Origin of the sequence: Algoriphagus terrigena DSM 22685 (assembly GCF_000429445.1) — a bacterium.
Classification (GTDB): Bacteria; Bacteroidota; Bacteroidia; order Cytophagales; family Cyclobacteriaceae; genus Algoriphagus; species Algoriphagus terrigena.
In genome coordinates, this window is record NZ_AUBW01000012.1 from 65,515 (window position 1) to 84,667 (window position 19,153).

General features: G+C 47.9%; 13 protein-coding genes. 3 read left to right on the forward strand and 10 right to left on the reverse strand.

What is annotated here, in order from left to right; translation table 11 throughout:
* Positions 1-214: 214 nt before the first annotated feature.
* Positions 215-706 (reverse strand): hypothetical protein, encoded by a 492-nt coding sequence (locus tag G459_RS0112295; protein ID WP_026967925.1) that lies wholly within the window; start codon positions 704-706, stop codon positions 215-217.
* Between the two features lie 162 nt (positions 707-868).
* Positions 869-2,125, reverse strand: a complete 1,257-nt coding sequence (locus G459_RS0112300; RefSeq protein WP_026967926.1) for a dipeptidase — start codon at positions 2,123-2,125, stop codon at positions 869-871.
* 244 nt (positions 2,126-2,369) lie between these two features.
* Between G459_RS0112300 and G459_RS0112305 the strand changes: the two genes are divergently transcribed.
* The 3 genes from G459_RS0112305 (at position 2,370) to G459_RS0112315 (ending at position 5,840) form a co-directional block, all read left to right on the forward strand.
* Positions 2,370-3,254 (forward strand): SMP-30/gluconolactonase/LRE family protein, encoded by an 885-nt coding sequence (locus G459_RS0112305; RefSeq protein ID WP_026967927.1) that lies wholly within the window; start codon positions 2,370-2,372, stop codon positions 3,252-3,254.
* 211 nt (positions 3,255-3,465) lie between these two features.
* Positions 3,466-4,464 (forward strand): acyl-ACP desaturase, encoded by a 999-nt coding sequence (locus G459_RS0112310; protein WP_026967928.1) that lies wholly within the window; start codon positions 3,466-3,468, stop codon positions 4,462-4,464.
* 80 nt (positions 4,465-4,544) lie between these two features.
* Positions 4,545-5,840 carry a Zn-dependent hydrolase gene (locus G459_RS0112315; RefSeq protein WP_035455810.1) on the forward strand — a complete coding sequence of 432 codons (1,296 nt, stop codon included), beginning with the start codon at positions 4,545-4,547 and terminating at the stop codon, positions 5,838-5,840.
* 36 nt (positions 5,841-5,876) lie between these two features.
* Here G459_RS0112315 and G459_RS0112320 read toward each other — a convergent pair whose 3' ends face one another.
* The 8 genes from G459_RS0112320 to G459_RS0112355 form a co-directional block, all read right to left on the reverse strand.
* Positions 5,877-6,650 carry a Rossmann-like and DUF2520 domain-containing protein gene (locus tag G459_RS0112320; protein WP_026967930.1) on the reverse strand — a complete coding sequence of 258 codons (774 nt, stop codon included), beginning with the start codon at positions 6,648-6,650 and terminating at the stop codon, positions 5,877-5,879.
* A gap of 84 nt (positions 6,651-6,734) precedes the next feature.
* A complete protein-coding gene (gene lpdA / locus G459_RS0112325) occupies positions 6,735-8,132 on the reverse strand; it encodes a dihydrolipoyl dehydrogenase (RefSeq protein ID WP_026967931.1) in 1,398 nt (465 codons plus the stop codon).
* A 51-nt stretch (positions 8,133-8,183) separates the two neighbouring features.
* Positions 8,184-8,537 carry a four helix bundle protein gene (locus tag G459_RS0112330; RefSeq protein ID WP_026967932.1) on the reverse strand — a complete coding sequence of 118 codons (354 nt, stop codon included), beginning with the start codon at positions 8,535-8,537 and terminating at the stop codon, positions 8,184-8,186.
* 105 nt (positions 8,538-8,642) lie between these two features.
* On the reverse strand, positions 8,643-10,166 hold the full coding sequence (gene odhB / locus G459_RS0112335; protein WP_026967933.1) for a 2-oxoglutarate dehydrogenase complex dihydrolipoyllysine-residue succinyltransferase: 1,524 nt from the start codon (positions 10,164-10,166) through the stop codon (positions 8,643-8,645).
* A gap of 96 nt (positions 10,167-10,262) precedes the next feature.
* Complete coding sequence (locus tag G459_RS0112340; protein WP_026967934.1) at positions 10,263-13,055, reverse strand: 2-oxoglutarate dehydrogenase E1 component; 2,793 nt, start codon at positions 13,053-13,055, stop codon at positions 10,263-10,265.
* Positions 13,056-13,208: 153 nt separating this feature from the next.
* Entirely contained in the window at positions 13,209-14,150 is a 942-nt protein-coding gene (locus G459_RS0112345) for a hypothetical protein (RefSeq protein WP_026967935.1), read from the reverse strand.
* A 17-nt stretch (positions 14,151-14,167) separates the two neighbouring features.
* Positions 14,168-15,820: a SusD/RagB family nutrient-binding outer membrane lipoprotein gene (locus G459_RS0112350; RefSeq protein WP_026967936.1), complete on the reverse strand. Its 1,653-nt coding sequence runs from the start codon at positions 15,818-15,820 to the stop codon at positions 14,168-14,170.
* An 18-nt stretch (positions 15,821-15,838) separates the two neighbouring features.
* Entirely contained in the window at positions 15,839-19,090 is a 3,252-nt protein-coding gene (locus G459_RS0112355; RefSeq protein ID WP_026967937.1) for a SusC/RagA family TonB-linked outer membrane protein, read from the reverse strand.
* Positions 19,091-19,153: the final 63 nt, after the last annotated feature.

A 19,153-nucleotide genomic window follows, 5' to 3' on the forward strand; every position in this document is an offset into this window, starting at 1 on the left:
TTCCATGAAAAATGGAAATTTTGACAGGGAAGACGGCTACGTATTTTATTTAATCAAGCCATTATTTCCTCAGTCTGATGTTTAAAATACAGCGGAATCGCAGCGTTTCAAAACCTAGAATTTTTCCAGTCAAGGAACTTTCGAAGCCCAATCTCTCAGAAATCCTCCGAGTAGGATGAAAAAAATAACCCCGCCATTGCTGACGGGGTCTTTGTTAGTTTCCTTTGAGTAGTTCGCTGGCCGGAGGTGCCTTTTTGTTTACACCGGAATTCTTGTTGAGAAACTCTGGGAAAAACATCTGAAGCTGATAACCCTGTTGGCTCACAAACATCTTACTCATCCCTCCATTGATTTCGTAGAGCGTATTCGGATCTTGCATCGCCAGCCATTGCGGGCTAAAGTCTTTGAAGATGGGAGTCAACGTAGAATAGGACATGTCGTCTTTTTGAATTTGGACGGGAGCCACGAATTTCCCACCCTTCACCGTCACTTTGCCCATGTAGCATTCACTATTGTTTTGATAGAGGATTGAAATGACTACCTCATGCTCTCCGTCAGAGACTTCACCCGCTCCTTTGTTTACGAAGGCCGAATAATAATCGATGTAACACCCTTCCACTCCCTTGAGGTGCAGCGCCAAACCTTCTTGGGAAAATGCCTGAGTCATGACGCCCAGAAACAACAGTAAACTAAGTTTGATTTTCATAGATTTTGGACAATTAACGCCTCTTACGGTTTCAGATTTCAAAAACTTCAACACAAGGATATTATTAAACCGACGGCAATTTTATGAGAAAAGTCAGTTGTCGAAAATTTTATGGTGCTCCAGTTCGACGCCCACCAATTTGATGGGTAAGCGCTAATCCAATCAACCTGCTTTTTGCGCAGCGGCATATTCCTCCACCGCGTTCCACACCCGGAAGACATTTTTGTAGCAGATTTTCTCAATGTCCTCTTTTGAATAGCCTCTTTTCAAAAGCTCAGCAATCAGATTTGGAAACATCGATACATCTTTCAATCCGGTCGGCAGCGTGTCGCCAACTCCATCGAAGTCAGAACCGAGACCTATATAATCGATGCCCACCAAATTTTTCACGTGATCAATATGATCCGCTACGCGCTGGACGGTGGGGAAAGGATTGTTGGCGGCGGCGTACTCAGCAGCATAGGCCCGATATGCGGAGTCGCTCCTAGAGAGATTATTTTCGGCCATGTAGTTGACGAGATGCTCTCTGATCTTGGTAGAGCCAGCCGCATAGGCCGAATCAATAAAGCTTCCTCCAAAATTGATCATCATCACACCGCCATTTTTTGCCATGGCCCGGATGAGCTCATCACTCATATTTCGCTCAAAACCCGGGGTGAATTTTCTCACTGAAGAGTGCGAAGCGATAATAGGAACCTTCGTAATAGCGAGCGCATCCCTGAACGTGTTGTCAGACACGTGGCTCAGATCCACCATGATGCCAACGCGGTTCATCTCAGCGACCACCTGCTCTCCATACTCACTCAGCCCACCATAGGTGCCGGTGGTGTCGTAGCTCGCGTCGCCGATCAGGTTGTCGGTGCCATGAGTCAGGGTGATGTAGCGGATTCCTTTTTTGTAAAAATATTCCACGTTTGCCAGATCATCCTCGATGCCGGCGCCGTTTTCCATGCCCATCGGAAGTGAGATAAGACCTTTGGCAAAATTGGCTTCAATGTCTGCCGGACTATAGGCCATGGCAAACTTATCCGGAAAAGTCGTCGCCAGGCGTTCGGTCATCGCAATGAGGGAATCCGCCAAAGCCTTCGATGCTCCCGGTGTTTTTTGATTTCCTGCGGGAATGTAGATGGACATAAACGGCGCGTCCAACCCACCTTCTTTCGCCCGGGGAAAATCAAAATTCCCATCAGGCGTGCGAACTGATACATCCAAAATCTCCCGCTGGAGTGTGAAGCCTCCGACTTTCATTCGGTAGGGAAGATCTACGTGACCATCTACCATAATGGTAGATTGGGCGATTTCGGTAGCAGCCTTGAGCCGCTCTTCGTCCGACATTTTGGTATAGTCGATGACTTCCTCCTTGGGAGCGCAGGAAAACGCCAGAATGAGCAGTCCAGCGAGATAAGGTAATTTATTCATGATCGGCGGTAGGTTAGGTTAAGTGGGAAGTTATCATCTTTTCAAAAATCTCCGGGTAAAAAATCCACAAATGGCATTCGAAAATGGACTCACATTCCCCGATTTTCGAAATAAACACCTAATTACAGATAGATTTTCGGCACCATAATCCCAAGATCAGGCACCAATTCACCCGAATCAGGATTTTCTTTTGTAGGCATAATTATTGAAATTTGATAAGACACACTCATCAAACAACAATCGTATGAAAGCAATTTTTAAATACTCGGCGCTCGCGCTCACGGCTTCTACTGCATTATTCAGCTGCGGACCACAGAAAACCGAAGAAACAGTGACAGAAGTAGAAGTGATGGAGACCAAAACTCCCACACTGACGCTCCTTTGGGAAACGCCAGATTCGCTGATGACCAATGAATCTGTGCTCTATGATGAGTCCACCGGAACGATCTATGTAGCAAATATCGAAGGACAAGACCCTTCGGAAAAGGACGGCAAAGGTTCCATTGCGATCATTTCCAAAGAAGGGAAAATCGTCAATCCGGCATGGATCTCCGGACTAAACGCTCCAAAAGGAATGGCGATTGCCAACGGAAAACTTTACGTGACTGACATCGATGAGCTCGTAGAAATCGACATTGCTACCTCCAAAGTGTCTAACAAATGGAAAGTAGAAGGCGCACAATTTCTGAATGACGCCGCGGCGCACAACGGAACGGTCTATTTCACCGATATGAAAGCCGGCAAAGTCCACTCTTTTGCCAACGGCGAGATTGCAACAATATCAGAAGGACATGAATCCATCAACGGCTTGGCTGTCGGCACCGACGGTACGATCTACGGATTGGATGCTTCCGGGCTGAAAAAGTGGGACGCCGATGGCTCTGCTTCTGTGTTGAATTCAACTGTCACCGGAGGCGATGGCTTGATCATCTTGGGCGACGGCAACTACATCGCATCAAGATGGCAGGGAGAGATCTATTTCGCCAATGATTCTACTCAAACTCTGATACTTGACACCAAAGGCGCAGAATCCAACACGGCAGATATCGGATACAATGCAGCTGAAAAAATCGTCTATGTACCGACTTTCTTTAAGAATAAAGTCGCGGCTTACAAGCTGGATTATTGATCTATCGCGATCTTCTGATTTGAAAAGCCTCTTTAGTCGGGGCTTTTCTCGTATATAAAACTGTAAGAAATCTCTGCGACTCAAGTTCCATCTGTGGAAACCTAAAGCTGAAATGGAGTATTTCTGTCACAAATAAGCGGATTTGTCCGTACCTTTCACCTCATATTCATAACTCTCCGGGGCTAACCCACCCGGGTAAATCAGGTTCCCGATGAAATCAGCCGAAATCAATTACGAACTAGAAAAGAACATAGAGGTCATCTCACAATTGGATGACTTGGTTGATGATGCCGTTGATAACATCCTCGTAGATCCGGATAAATGCTGGCAGCCGTCGGATTTTCTGCCAGACTTCGGAAATCCAGACATTCACGAGGAAATCAAGCTTCTTCAGCAAAGAGCGGAAGGAATTCCAGACACGGTATTGACTTCTCTGATTGGCAATATGATCACCGAAGAGGCGCTCCCTAGCTATCAGACCTATTTCAACATGCTGGAAGGAATCAACCCTGAGCGAAACCTCCTGTCCCCAAGAGGCTGGGTAAGATGGTCCAAGACTTGGACCGCCGAGGAAAACCGACACGGAGACCTGCTCAACAAATACCTCTACATGACAGGTAGAGTGGATATGAAAGCCGTCGAGCGGACGATTCACCGACTGCTGATGAATGGCTTTGATCCCAATTCCGGCGGAGATCCGTACCAGGCGATCGTCTATACTTCCTTTCAGGAAAGAGCGACAAAGATCTCCCACGTCAATACCGGAAAGCTGGCAGACATCGCAGGGGACTCTATCCTGGGAAGAATCTGCAAACAAATCGCAGGTGACGAAGCTCGACACGAAAAGGCATACAAATCCTTCATGTCAAGAATCTTCGAGATTGATCCAAATGGCGCCATCATCGCTTTTGAAAAACTGATGAGAAAACAGATCGTGATGCCCGCAGTAATGATGGGAGAAGGCGGCTCCAACCCTTCGCTGTTTACCCAGTTTTCTGAAATCACCCAAAAAGTAGGCATCTACACCAGCTGGGATTATGCCCGGATCATCGAGCACTTGGTGAGCCTTTGGAAAATCGAGGCCCTGACCGGCCTGGACTCTGCTGCCGCAAAAGCGCAAGACTACTTGGTAAAGCTGGCCGATCGATATATGCGAGTAGCTGACCGGATGAAAGCTCCCGACGAGGTGAAGTTAGCCTGGCTAAAATAAGCACCCGAAATCAACTAGAGTCCTTCTGAAAAGAGGGACTTTTTTTGTGCTAACTTGTTTTTCCTCCAGCCTATCAAATCATGACAAACCGGAAATACCTCCCGATTTTACTTTCATTTTTTCTATCCTATCCAGCATTCTCCCAAACCCCAAAAGTGAATCCCGACCGGCTTCATGAGAGTTTGATGAAGCTTTCCACTTTTGGCAAGAATGCCGCTGGAGGTTCGGATCGGGTGGCGTACAGTTCCTACGATCTCCATGCGAGGGAATACGTCCAAGGTCTGATGAAAGAAGCGGGACTTGATGTATCGATTGATTTTGCAGGAAACATCATTGGAAGAAAAGCCGGCAAAAACCCAAATCTGAAGCCTATCGCCTTTGGCTCTCACATCGATGAAGTGCCCAATGGTGGTGACTACGATGGACCGGTAGGGTCCATGGGTGCAATCGAAGTGGTACGGACCTTTTCAGAAAACAACATCACCACCGACCATCCACTTGAGGTAATCATCTTCGCCAACGAGGAAGGCGGCGTAGTGGGAAGCCGGGCTTTGGCGGGAGCCCTGAGCGAAGACGCCCTACAGGTAGTCAGCAATAGCGGCGTGACCCAATACGATGGGATTAAACTGCTTGGGGGCAATCCTGAACGCATTCCAGAGCTGAAAAGAAACCCGGGGGATTTGGCAGCCTATCTGGAACTCCACATCGAGCAGGGGGGAATCTTGGATGCAGAAAAGCTGGACATCGGAGTCGTCGAGGGAATCGTAGCCATCGAGTGGTGGGAATTCACGTTCGCCGGAAAAGCCAATCACGCCGGTACGACACCAATGAACAAACGAAATGACCCCATGCTCCCGGCAGCGCAATTTGTATTAGCAGTGAACGAAATCGTGAATAGCTACGAAGGAAGACAAGTAGGAACCGTCGGTAAAATCCAGGCTTTCCCCGGCGCTGGCAACGTGATCCCGGGTGAAGTCAAAGTAAACGTAGAACTCCGTGATCTTTCCTCGGAGAAAATCTGGAAGATATACGCGGACATCGAGGCAAGAGGAAAACAACTCGCCCTGGAAAGCCAAACAGAACTAGCCATCAAGCACATCGAGGTTGCCAGCAAACCCGCTTTGGCTGATCCAGAAATCCGAAAAGTTATTCAAGCTCAAGCCGAAAAATTGGGATACGGCACCAAAAGTCTACCCAGCGGTGCAGGTCACGATGCGCAGGAGATGGCTCGCATCGCTCCCATGGGGATGATTTTTATCCCAAGCAAAGATGGAATCAGCCACGCTCCGGCTGAGTATTCATCTAAGGCCGATATTGCAAACGGTGCCAATGTCCTGCTTCACACGATCCTCGAACTGGATAAACTCCTGAAATAGCTCGACACCTTTTTTGCAAGAGACCGGAGCCATTGATCAGCTGTCAATGATATCCTGGGAGATCGCCCGGTAGATCTCGGCCACCTGATCATTGAAGTTCAAAAACCGATGATGTTCCTCCATCGTATCATAGTCCTCCCGAACTGCCGGGCCGGTTTGGGCGTTTTTAGCGCCAATTTGGAGGCTTTTTGAGATCGTCTCAATGATCAGCGGCTTCAGCATCTCAAAGTCCAAGCCTTGTCTTCTCATGATTTCCTCAGAGATCCGGATCATGTGATTGGTGAAATTGCTGGCAAATACCGCCGCCACATGAACTGCCTTTCTGTCTCTGGAGCGAACCAAGTAAGTCAACGGCGAGAGGCTCTTGGCCAATTTCTTCAGTTTCTGGAGACTTCCTTCATCGTCTGATTCAACCAGAAAAGGAACCTCCTCCAAGTCGATTTTTTTGCCTTTGGTAAAGGACTGAAGCGGATACAAGATCCCCATATAGCTCGCCGAGCTGTATCCCAGCACATCCAGTGATATGGCACCCGAGGTATGAACCAAGATGCTACCCTCCGGCAAAATCACCTCATCGGCGACTTCGGAGATCGCGTCATCCTTGACCGCAAGGATAAAAATCTCCGCTTTGCTGTCTGAAAAATCCAGATCGTCTTTAGGCTCAGCGGAATACACCCGCTCGGTGATTTGGGTCGCTTTTTCCAGATCTCTGGCATACACTTCCGTAACCTCATGACCCGCATCCTCCAAGGCTGGAGCTAGATGCCATGCCACGTTTCCTGCACCCAAGATGGCTATTTTGAACTTCATGATGGAATTAAGGCAATTTTAAACAAAAGAAAAAGCCATCCCGATTGATCAGGATGGCTTCGTAGAATATTGAAATTGCAATGCTTAAATATGCAGTGCCCGGTTATCAGTCGCTGCCAGACAGGCTTCTTTGAAAGCTTCTGTATAGGTCGGATGCGCGTGGGACATTCTGGCGACATCTTCAGCAGAAGCGCGATATTCCATTGCTACCACGGCCTCGGCGATCATGTCGGCAGTACGTGGGCCGATCATGTGCACACCGAGGATTTCGTCTGTGTCGGCATCAGCGAGCACTTTAACCAGACCGTCGGTGTCCATCGAAGCTCTCGCACGGCCGGAAGCCAAGAAAGGAAACTTCCCGGTCTTGTATTTTCTGCCTTGCTCCTTCAGTTGCTCCTCGGTATATCCCACCGCCGCAACTTCCGGCCAAGTGTAGACAACTCCCGGAATCAAGTTGTAATTGATATGCGGCTTTTGGCCTACCAAAGTCTCGGCGACAAATACACCTTCTTCCTCAGCCTTGTGAGCAAGCATCGCGCCTTTCACCACGTCACCGATCGCGTAGATATTCGAGATGTTGGTTTGTAAGTGATCGTTGACTTCGATCTGACCTCGGTCGGTGATTTTGACGCCGGCAGCTTCGGCATTGAGGCCATCCGTATAAGGTTTTCTACCAATGGAAACCAAGACATAATCGCCCTTGATCTCCACAGTTGCACCTTTATCATTGTCGGCTTTCACCGTGACTTCGTTGCCTTTGCTCTCGACTGCAGTCACTTTGTGTTTCAGATAGAATTCGAAACCGATCTTTTTCAAGGACTTCTGGAGCTCCTTGCCCATCGTGCGATCCATGGTCGGAATCAGAGAATCCATAAATTCGATTACGGAAACTTTGGCTCCCAGACGTGCATAAACAGATCCCAACTCCAAACCGATTACTCCACCGCCGATCACGACCAAGTGTTTTGGAATTTCCTTCAGATTCAAGGCTTCAGTAGAAGTGATGACACGGTCTTTGTTCAGCTTGATAAAAGGCAAACTGGATGGCTTGGAGCCAGTCGCGATGATGATGTTTTTGCCCTGAATATCTGTAGCAGAACCGTCGTCTTTGGTAACTTTCACGGTCGTGGCATTCACAAAAGACCCAAAGCCCTGATGGACGTCAATCTTGTTTTTCTTCATCAGAAACTGGATGCCGTCGGTATTTTGCTTAACCACGTCGTTTTTGCGGGTGATCATCTGACCGAGATCCACACTGAGGTCTGACAGGTTTATTCCGTGGGTTTTGAAAGTATGAGAAGCATTGTGATAATGCTCGGAAGAGTCCAAAAGTGCCTTGGAAGGAATACAGCCCACATTGAGGCAGGTGCCTCCAAGTGTTGGGTACTTTTCTACAATGGCGGTTTTCATCCCTAGTTGGGCACAGCGGATCGCTGCTACATATCCACCCGGACCAGAACCGATTACTATGACGTCGTACATTTTTTTGCCTTTGTACCAGGTACCAAGTACAAAGTACCAAGTAGCCGGAAGTTAAACATTTAGACTCTTTTTGAGCTTGGCGACCATATTCTGGATGTACTCAAGCTGCAATTCTATCTTTTGATATTCGTCATTTGAGATGAAATTCAGTCGATTGGAAATAATCAACTGAGTGTCCAATTCAAAAGATGAACCTTGGGCGATTCCCAAGAAATTATTAAACTCCTTATTCGTGTTTCGTCCAGCTCCCTCCGCAATATTAGAAGGAATTGACACCGCACTTCGGTTGATTTGACTGATCAAGCCGTAGCGTTCTTCCTTCGGTAGTTTTTCAGTAATTTGATAAACTTCGACAGCTAAGTCGATTGCTTTTTGCCAAACGAGTAGTTCTTTGTACCGGTTCATATAAAAGTGTTTTAGGTTAAAAATATACTATGAATCTAACCTAAAGACACCTAAATAACTATCTCCGCATACTTTGTACTTGGTACATTGTACTTCGTACAATAATTAAACTCCAAACATCAATCTCGTCGGATCTTCCAGCAATTGCTTCACTCTCACCAAGAAGCTGACGGATTCACGACCGTCGATGATTCGGTGATCGTAGGATAGTGCCAGATACATCATCGGAAGGATCTTCACTTCACCGTTTACTGCCATCGGGCGCTCGACGATGTTGTGCATGCCGAGGATGGCAGACTGCGGCGCATTGATGATCGGTGTGGACATCATGGATCCGAAGATCCCCCCATTAGTCAGGGTGAAAGTTCCACCCGTCATCTCTTCGATCGAAAGCTTGTTGTCTCTTGCTTTTCCAGCAAGTCTGACGATCTCTTTTTCAATTTGGTCAAATGACAGCGCTTCGGCATTTCTGATCACCGGAACGACCAGTCCTTTGGGAGCAGACACTGCCACTGAGATATCGCAGAAGTCGTTGTAAACGATCTCTGTTCCGTCTATCTGAGCGTTCACTGCTGGCCATTCTTTCAAAGCGACGCAGACCGCCTTGGTGAAGAAGGACATAAAGCCTAAACCTACCCCATGCTTTTCCTTGAATTGATCTTTGAACTTGGATCTCAGATCCATGATTGGTTTCATGTTCACTTCGTTGAAAGTCGTGAGCATGGCCGTTTCGTTTTTCACAGCAACCAAGCGACGGGAAACGGTCTTTCTCAAAGAGGTCATTTTCTCTCTTCGGGTATTTCGTGATCCTGCTACGGGAGCGGCCTGAGCTTTTTCCTCCATCTTCGCGGCAGGAGCCGCCGCAGGCGTAGCTACCGGAGCTGTTTTCTGGGCGCCCATCGCGTCTTCTTTGGTGATACGTCCGTCTTTTCCAGAACCGGCAACAGCGGTAGCAGGTATTCCTTTTTCAGACAAAATCTTTGAAGCGGCCGGTGAGGCATGGCCTGATGCGTAATTCTCAGATGCCGGAGCCGACGAACTTGCAGCGGCCGGAGCGGAAGCTGGAGCTTCTTTTGCCGGAGCGGCTTCAGTCACTTCTATCTTGCAAATCAAACCGCCGATCTCTAAGACGTCACCTTCTTTGGCTACCTGTCTCAATATTCCGGTGGCTTCTGCAGGAAGCTCGAAAGTGGCTTTGTCCGAATCTACCTCAGCGATTACCTCATCGAGGGTCACAAAATCTCCGTCCTTCTTGATCCAATTGGCCAAAGTAACTTCGGTGATAGATTCACCTACAGTCGGCACGATCATTTCCTTCACTTCACCACTTGCAGAAGCTTTAGCTGCAGGGGCCGACGAAGCTGCTGCAACCGGTGCGGAAGTTGCTTGGCTGGCGCCCTCTTCGATGGTACAAATCAGACCGCCGATCTCGACGGTATCGCCTTCCTGGGCTACTATTTTAAGGATCCCAGCTGCTTCGGATGGGAATTCAAAAGTTGCTTTGTCGGACTCGAGTTCGCAGAGGACTTCGTCCAACTGTACCAAATCTCCGTCTTTTTTAAACCATTGCCCAACTGTGACTTCAGAGATGGATTCTCCCACCGTGGGTACTTTCATTTCTTTGCTCATGGTTCTTTATTTTTCCCTTCGGGTTATTTTGGAAGGAGGGTTAAGATGATTTTATATTCAAAAACGATCCCTAAAAAATCGGGACTGTCCTCAAGGTTAGATTTTTAGCGCTTGAGAAACAATGTTTTTCTGCTCTTCTACGTGGACTTTGTTGTATCCGGTGGCAGGAGACGCGCTTGTTTTACGGGAAATAAGTTCCATCGGAAGTTCTTTGTAAAGCAGTCTCAACAGGTAGTTCCAGTAGCCCATGTTTTCCGGCTCCTCTTGTACCCAGACGATCTCAGCTCCTTTGTAAGACTTCAGTACTTCCATAATCTGCTTCTTAGGAAGTGGATGAAGTTGCTCTATTCGAACGATAGCCACGTTTTTGATCTTTTCTTTTTCACGGGCTTCTTCCAGATCGTAGTAGATTTTACCGGTGCAAAGTACCACACGCTTCACGTCTTTGGCCGCGACAGTGGTGTCAGGAAGTACTTCTCTGAATCCGCCGGAAGTGAACTCCGAAATCGGAGAAACGACCTTTGGATGTCTCAGAAGCGACTTTGGAGACATGACGATGCAGGGCTTTCTGAATTCCCAGGCCAGCTGTCTTCTCAAAAGATGGAAGAAGTTGGATGGCTCAGTGATGTTGGCGACCACAATATTGTATTCTGCAGAGAGCTGTAAGAATCGCTCCGGACGGGCATTGGAGTGCTCTGGGCCCTGGCCTTCGTAGCCATGTGGCAGCAACATCACCAATCCGTTCATCTTCTGCCACTTAGACTCTCCAGAAGTGATAAACTGATCGATCATGGTCTGTGCGCCATTGGCAAAGTCGCCAAATTGTCCTTCCCAGATGGTCAAAGAATGAGGATTTGCCATGGCATATCCGTATTCAAAGCCCAAGACAGCATATTCAGAAAGCAGGGAGTTGTAGATGTAAAAAGGCCCCTTTCTGTCCTTCATTTCCTTGAGGGAATTGTAGGGCTGATTGGTGTTGGCATCGTGAAGCACAGCATGTCTATGGGAGAAGGTACCCCGCTGGACATCCTGACCGGTTATTCTGACGGTCTTTCCTTCCAAAAGCAAAGAGCCATAGGCCAGCAATTCGGCAGAGGCCCAGTTGAGTTCTTTGGTTTCAAAGAACATGTCCTTGCGCTGCTTCATTTGTGCTTCGATCTGCTTGATCGGCTTGAATCCCTTCGGTATGAAAGTCAGGGCTTCAGCCACCTTTTCGATCGATTCAGTGGGGATGCCGGTATCAGGAGATTTTTCAAAATCCGCCGGCGTAGATCTTCTCAGGTTTGCCCACTCTCTTTCAAACTTCGTCGCTTGATAAGGAAGCGGCTTTTCCTTGACCATATTTAGGCGATCCTGAAGCAGCTGTCGGAATTCCTCATCCATCTGAGCAGCAATCTTCGCATCAAAATCTCCCCGATCAGTCAGTCTCTTCACGTAGATCTCTCTTGGATTTGGGTGCTTTGAGATGATGTTGTACAGCTCCGGCTGCGTGAATTTAGGCTCATCGGATTCGTTGTGGCCATGACGTCTGTAGCAGACCATGTCTACGAAAATATCCTTGCTGAACTTCTGACGATATTCTGCAGCGAGTCTTGAGGCAAATACGACAGCTTCCGCGTTGTCACCGTTCACGTGGATGACCGGCGCATCGATGATCTTGGCAACGTCAGTACAGTAGATTGAAGTTCTGGCATCGTCAAAGTCCGTGGTAAATCCGACCTGGTTGTTGATCACAAAGTGAATCGTACCGCCGGTGTTGTAACCTTTCAAGCCCGCCATTTGCGTCACCTCATAGACGATACCCTGTCCGGCAACTGCCGCATCACCATGGATAAGGATCGGAAGAGCCTTAGTCGCATCATGCTTGTAGGCATGGTCGATCTTTGCCCTCAAGAATCCCTCAACCACCGGATTTACTGCTTCGAGGTGAGACGGGTTTGGTGCAAGTTTCAAGTGAACCTTGTTGTTTTCCGGAGTGACAATGTCTGAGGAGTAGCCCATGTGATATTTCACATCACCATCACCCATGGTCAAGTCCGGCTTGGCAGTTCCTTCAAATTCCGAGAAGATTTGCTCATAGGTTTTCCCCATGATATTTGCCAAAACGTTCAATCGGCCACGGTGGGCCATCCCGATCATGACCTCTTCCACCCCAAACTGGGCCGCAGTGTTGATGACGGCATCCAAGAACGGAATGGTACTTTCCCCACCTTCCAGTGAGAATCGCTTCTGGCCGATGTATTTGGTATGAAGAAAATTTTCAAAAACAACCGCCTGGTTCAGTTTGAAAAGAATTCGTTTTTTCTCCTCATGAGACGGATTGAAGGCCAATGCTTCCTTCTCCACTTTGGTCTTGAACCAATCGAGAATCTCCGCGTCTCTGATGTATAGGTACTCAAAGCCCATTGGGCCTTCATAGATAGTCTTCAGTGCTGCGAGGATTTCCGTCAGCGTGGCGCTTCCGATTCCGATCTCATTTCCCGCCTGAAAAACAGTCGCCATATCCTCCTGGCCCAATCCGAAATATTCAGGATCCACCATCGGCTTGCGATCTCTCCGTTCTCTTACGGGATTGGTTTTGGATTTTAGGTGCGCTCTAGAGCGATAAGCATGGATCAAGGCGCGAACCTTGATCTCCTTCGGCAGCTGCTCCATGTCCATGATAGTACCTGGAGTAGCCAGGGCACCATTCTTCGGCGCAGGTTTAGCATCCACTTCCGGTTTTCCGTTGCCATTTTCTTCTGCACCGTAGTTGGTTAATGCAAAATCAAACCCATCAAAAAATTCCTTCCAGCTCGGGTCTATTGCAGTGGGTTCATTTTTGTAAGATGCGTAGAGCTCATCGATATACGAGACGTGCGCATTTGCGATAAAAGAGAATTTATCCATAGTGAGTTTTTGAGAACTACGCAAAGCTAAGCCCTGCGCCTCGGAATAAAAAACCGCTTATTTGCTTTAACAAATATTAAATTCGCTCTTGAACAAAACAAAAAAGCAGCGCCTTGGGAGCGCTGCTTTTATAAACTTACAAATCGGTTAAAATCACATCGGCCAAGGTTTACCGGCGTTAGATTTGACAGTCACCGTACCCGTTTCATCGTCTCCGTTGATCCAAGTAAACACCAAGTCGGTAGGTGTAACGCTCAAAACCGTCATGGAATAAGCCACGCCGTACTTGTCAGCGCCTGACATAGACAGGTTACCGCAAGCATCACCAATTCTAACGTCGCCGGCACCCCAGGTGTCGCCGTAGCAATCCCAGAAACCAAATGTACCGTCTGTGATCTTATAGCTAGTAGTGCCAGCTATAGCGGTCCAGGTGGTAGTCCCGGTAATCGTACCTGCACAGTCTCCATACACCGACTGCATGTCCGATTGGGAGAACTCATAGGTACCCGCCAAATCTGAAGGACAGACTACACTTACTCTGTATTGGAACGGTGAAGCATAGAATGGCGCACCCGCCACGTTGGTGGTCACGTTATTAGTAGAGAAAGAGCGTCCCTGCTTGTCATTCAGCACCAGTCTGAATTCAAACACATCTCCGCCTTCCATATCCGCAGGTGTTAATCCCACCGCCGCGATTGCATCAGCGGCAGAAACCTCGAAAGAGGTTCTCAGGAATCTGGAATCAGCATTCGGCCCAAAATCAGAGGCCTGAATTGTCTTCACCAACACATCAGTAGCAGGAGTGTATTCAAATCCTACCCCGGCGATCAATCTGCTGTGTCTCACGCGGATCTCCACATTATCAACTGTGGCTCCATCTTCCTTATCGACCGCTTCCAAAGTCAACGCAAACTTGGACGCTGCCAGATTGAAGAAGTTAAAGCTTGTGCTGTTGGTTGAAGTGGTAATTGTTCTCAAATAAGCACCGTTATCGAAAGTACTGTATGGAACATTCGGTTCCACCGAGTCTCTACAAGAGCTCAGAAGTATGAGCGCAGTTGCAAATAAGCCGAAACTATATTTTAGCATTTTCATCTTTTCTGATTTTTTGATTAATAAATCCAAGGTGATGCAGGATTCTTGTCCCAGAACACTTGCTCAGCTACGTCAGGCTTTTGAACGGCATTGTTATTAGTTACAATGTAGTTGCTAGGATACAGGAATGATCTAACAAACGGCCCCGGGTTGGCTTCCAGCCCCGGTTGCATGTTTGCAGGCTTACCGGTCCTTCTGTACAAATTATAGGCTTCCTTTCCGTTGCCATACAGCGCCAACCAGTACTCCAGTCCAACCACGTTTAGCTTCGCATCTGCAGATGCAGCAGCATCGAATTGCGTACCTACATAAGCCACATAGGCATCTCGCTGACGCACGTGATCTGCGTCAGGGATTTTACCCGTGATGACCGAAGCTTCGCTGGTAGAGAGAGAGAATGCTCTGACATAGTTGATGCTTTTGGTCACACCTGATGTCAGGTAAGCCTTCGCGTCACCATTTGTACCCAATGTAAGTGCTGCCTCTGCCAACATAAAGTCAACATAGGAAGACAACATTATGGGATGGATACCAGCTCCTTTTGCGCCCAAGGCAGGATTGTTAACCGGAACACCACTATCGTTGTCAAATCGACCACCGGCCGGATAAACACCGTAAGCAGTTCTTTTCAACCCATCTGGCGGAATACCATCCGGATCCAAGTGGTCACGTCCCCAGTAGCCCTTGTTCCCAGCGGGGTTACAATATGGATAATTGCCTGACAGATAGTGAGGTGGGGCTATCTGAGATACGCACTCCTGCTCATCTACACTGGTAGTATTAGTCAGGACCTGACGATACATGTAGTATTTTACACGGGGATCATCAAAGCCTTTGGCTACCGTCAAATGGTGCATGAAATAAGTGGACTGATAGTCACCACCGCCTGAGGTGTACTGACCGCCAAACTTAGGATGTCTGGAATCCGGATCCGCGGCCGTAGTGCCAAATCGGAAGATGAAGTTATCTGCAGCACCCAACATATTGCCTTCAGCGATCAAGGCATTGATGCCGGCCGTAGAAGCCGCAGCATCCACCATCTTGGTGTTCAAGAAGTAGCGCAGTTTCAGCGTGTTGATCAACTTAATCCAGCGGGTATAGTCTCTGGCATAGTAGTAGTCATTTGGAGTACCGGCAGAAGTCGCGGTAAAGTGACCAGCCGCTTCATTCAACAAAGCAAACGCCGCGTCATAGATCGACTCTCCACTGTCTGTCTTTGGAAAGAAATTGGCAGGATCCAAGGCTTCGGAATAAGGAACATCTCCATACGTATCCACCAAATCAAACAGCACCATCGCCTTGATGGTCTTGGCAATTCCCAAATGTCTCTGGAAGTTGGCCTCCACTGCCAATGGCTCCAAGAACTTGATATCAGCAAGAATCGAGGAATACCCATCTTCCCAAGTTCCGTTTGTTGAAACCGCCGTATAGGCGTTGATATACAGAGAAGAACCCTGGTTGATCTGACGGGTAAGTCGGGCACCGTCATCTGCTATTCCATACCATAAATCCTTGTAATCCAACTGGATTCTGTTCAAGAGAAAATCCGGAGATGCGGTAGAAGCATTTACAGCATTCGGATTTTCCAGCAATTCATCCAGTTTTTCATCGCAGGACGTCGCGAAAACCAAAGAGGTCGCAACCGTCAAGCCATATATAAATCTTTTCATAGTCATTTCCATTTGGGGTTAGAAAGTAAGAGTTAACGTTCCACCCATTCTCTTAGAGCTAGGACCAGTTACAAAGTCAAATCCAAGACCGTTGCCCACACCTGTACCCAACACATCGACATCAAAGTTCATGTTTGGAGGGAAGTTCAGTGCCTCAAACCAAAGGTTGGTACCGCTTAAAGCAATAGATGCTCTTTTGAACGGTGTCTTAGAAATCAGGGTATTTGGCAGCTGATAGGCCAAAGAAACTTCTCTCAATCGGATCATCGACCCGTCGAATACGTTCGGTTCATCTGTTGCACCCTGATAACCTGAGAAGAAGTAATCGGAGGCAGAGATTTGATAGTCGTTAGGGACATATTTAGGCTTTCCTTCTGAATCAACCCCATCTTGTCTTACACCTGGCATGATGAAGGTCATTTCACGATCTGCCACTGGATCTTCGGTCACTCCACGGGCAAGAGTAGCGGTCACCGTATTGGAGTACACCACACCTTTGTGTCTGTATTCCAACATCGCGCTTAATGTAAATCCTTTGAACGTGAAGGTGTTGATCCATGAGCCATTCCATGCCGGATTCGGGTCGCCCAATACCACGAAATCTGCGGTCGGCTTGTGAACACCAGTGGAGAGGATGATTGGCTGACCTGCAAACTCTTGACCATCCGGGACTCGTTCAAAACCGATACCTTTGATTACGTTGAACGGTTCGCCCGGGATAGCGAAGTTTGCTACGTCATTGGAATAACCGGCAATGATCAATTGTTCCAAGCCTCCTCCAAGCTCAAGCACTTCAGTTGCGTATTTGGACCAGTTTAAAGTGGTATTCCACTCAAACCCTGAGGCAGTAGAGATTGGAGTCACCGTTGCCTGGACTTCCGCACCTCTGGTTCGGATCTTACCGATGTTAATGGTAGTCTCAGTAAATCCTGTCGCCGGATCAATTGGAGATCTGGTGATCAAATCCTTGGTGTTTTTCTCATATACAGAGATGTCGAATCTCAGCTTGTTGTTAAACATGACACCTTCGACACCGAATTCCAACTCACCGTGAAGCTCTGGCTTCAGGTTTGGATTACCTAATTCATTGGATACTGCATGCGTGGTAGTTACCGCTCCGTTCACATCAAATGCTCTAGCGGACTGAGCTAAGACATTTCGTGTACTGTAAGGGGAAGGATAACCTGCAGAGGTGCCATATCCCAATCTCAACTTCAAGTCATTCAATGTAGAAGAACTCCAATTGAATGCTGTGGTAGGGATGAAAGAGACCGATGCACCCGGATACAGGATGCTTCTGTTGTCTTTTTCCACAGTAGAGGTCCAGTCATTTCTTGCAGACAGGTTAAAGAAGAGGTAATCGGCGTAGTCCAAGGTCACGTTGGCATAAATCCCATATCTTCTTTCCTCCTCTGTATAATCCAAGGCCGCCTGAGAGTAAGCATCCCTGTTGGCAGAGGTCTGGAAGTTAGTATGTCTAAACAAACCAAAAGCGAGCTGACCCTGAGATGCGATACCATTTTGAGTATAAAAATCGTATCGGGAGTTTCCTCCAAGCAATGCGCTCATACCGATCTTGTCACTGATTTCCTTCTTCCAGTTTAGGATCAGATCCTGATTCCAGATGGTGTTGGTGATATTGATCGACTTGTAATACCCGTTTCTGGTCGCAAGGTTTGCGGTAGCTCCGCCCTTGTTATATTTCACTTCCTGCAACTCCGAATAGGTATCCAGACCCAAACGATAGGTGATAGAGAAATCGTCCGAAAGATCATAGTTCAGAGACGTGGCGTTGAAGAATCGTTTCACATCAGAGGTATTGGTGTAATATTTCACCAACCAGTTAGGGTTTGTGATGTCGTTACCCCCTCTGAAATAGACGGAGCTCTTGTCCACCGGGTTTTCGTATGGAAGGTTTTCCAAGTCAACGGAACGCGGGGTAAACAACACGTGGCCAAAAACGGAGGGGATATCACTACCCGAACCGCCCGAAGCATTGACCGGAGGAGTCTCCAGATCAGTGATAGCAAAGGTGAAGGAGGAATTGATGGTCAACTTATCTGTCACCGCAGAATTCAGACCCAAGCCAAAGTTGAATTTGTCCAGCTCGTTACCCGGGACATACCCTTCATCTTTGGTGTAACCAAAACTTGCACTAAAGCTTGTTCTGTCTGATCCACCGGCTACTTGCACGGAGGTGTTGGACACCAAGCCGGTTCTGAAGAAGATCTCCGAAGGATCCTTATAGGCCTTATACTCATACTGTACCGGAGTACCGCCCACGATTCCATCTACCCAAAACTCAGGGAAGGCGTTACGAACCGCTGCAACAGAGGAGGTTGCATAAGGGTGAGGGATCGTCAGACCCTGATCCATCCTCGGACCGAAGTTAGAGAAGAAGAACCCAGGCGCTTGCTGGAAGCCGTTACCATAAATCTGTCCATAGCTCGGCAGAGAAGCAGCCTTGTTGGTGAACAACGACTGGTTGATGGTTACTTCAGCCGCCTTTCTTTTTGACGCACCGGACTTGGTCGTAATCAGGATTACCCCGTTTCTGCCTTGGTCACCATAGAGTACTGTCGCTGAGAGACCTTTCAATACCGACATGCTCTCGATGTTGTTTGGATCGATATCCAAGAATCGGGAAGATGTGGCACCACCACCGGTTGTGAAACCGTTTTGGGCATTGGTACTGGTGTTGAACGGTACCCCATCCACAACAAACAGTGGTTGGTTAGAACCGGTCGCTGAGGAATAGCCCCGGATGACCATGTTGGTTCCTGATCCTGACATCCCGTTGGTAGAGGTGATGCTCACCCCAGGTACTTTGCCCTGAAGTACCCGCGCTACGTCAGATTCTGGACGATTCTCCAGCTGCGTGTTGTCCACTGTAGTTACTGCGTAACCCAGTGCCTTTTTCTCTCTTTCGATACCGATCGCCGTGACTACCACTTCAGATAGTTGTGACGCGTCGGTCGTGAGAGTGATGTTGACTACGGATCGGTTGCCGATCGCCTCCTCATGGGTCTTGAGACCCACAAAAGAGAAGATCAAGACATCAGAACCCGCTGGTACGTTGATGGAGTAGTTACCATCCAGGTCGGAGGTAGTACCCACTGTCGTACCTTTCACGAGAACTGTTGCCCCTGGCAACCCAAGTCCGTCTTCCTCGGAAATTACCGTTCCGGTAATTACCCGTTGCTGCGCCGATACCTCATAGCTGAGGATCATGGTGAAAAGCGCAACAACAAAGAGTAAAGCTTTTCTCATAAGGTATTTAGTTTAGTTGATACTGGTAAGTAAAAAACATTCTGTCACAATGTCAAAAGCGGT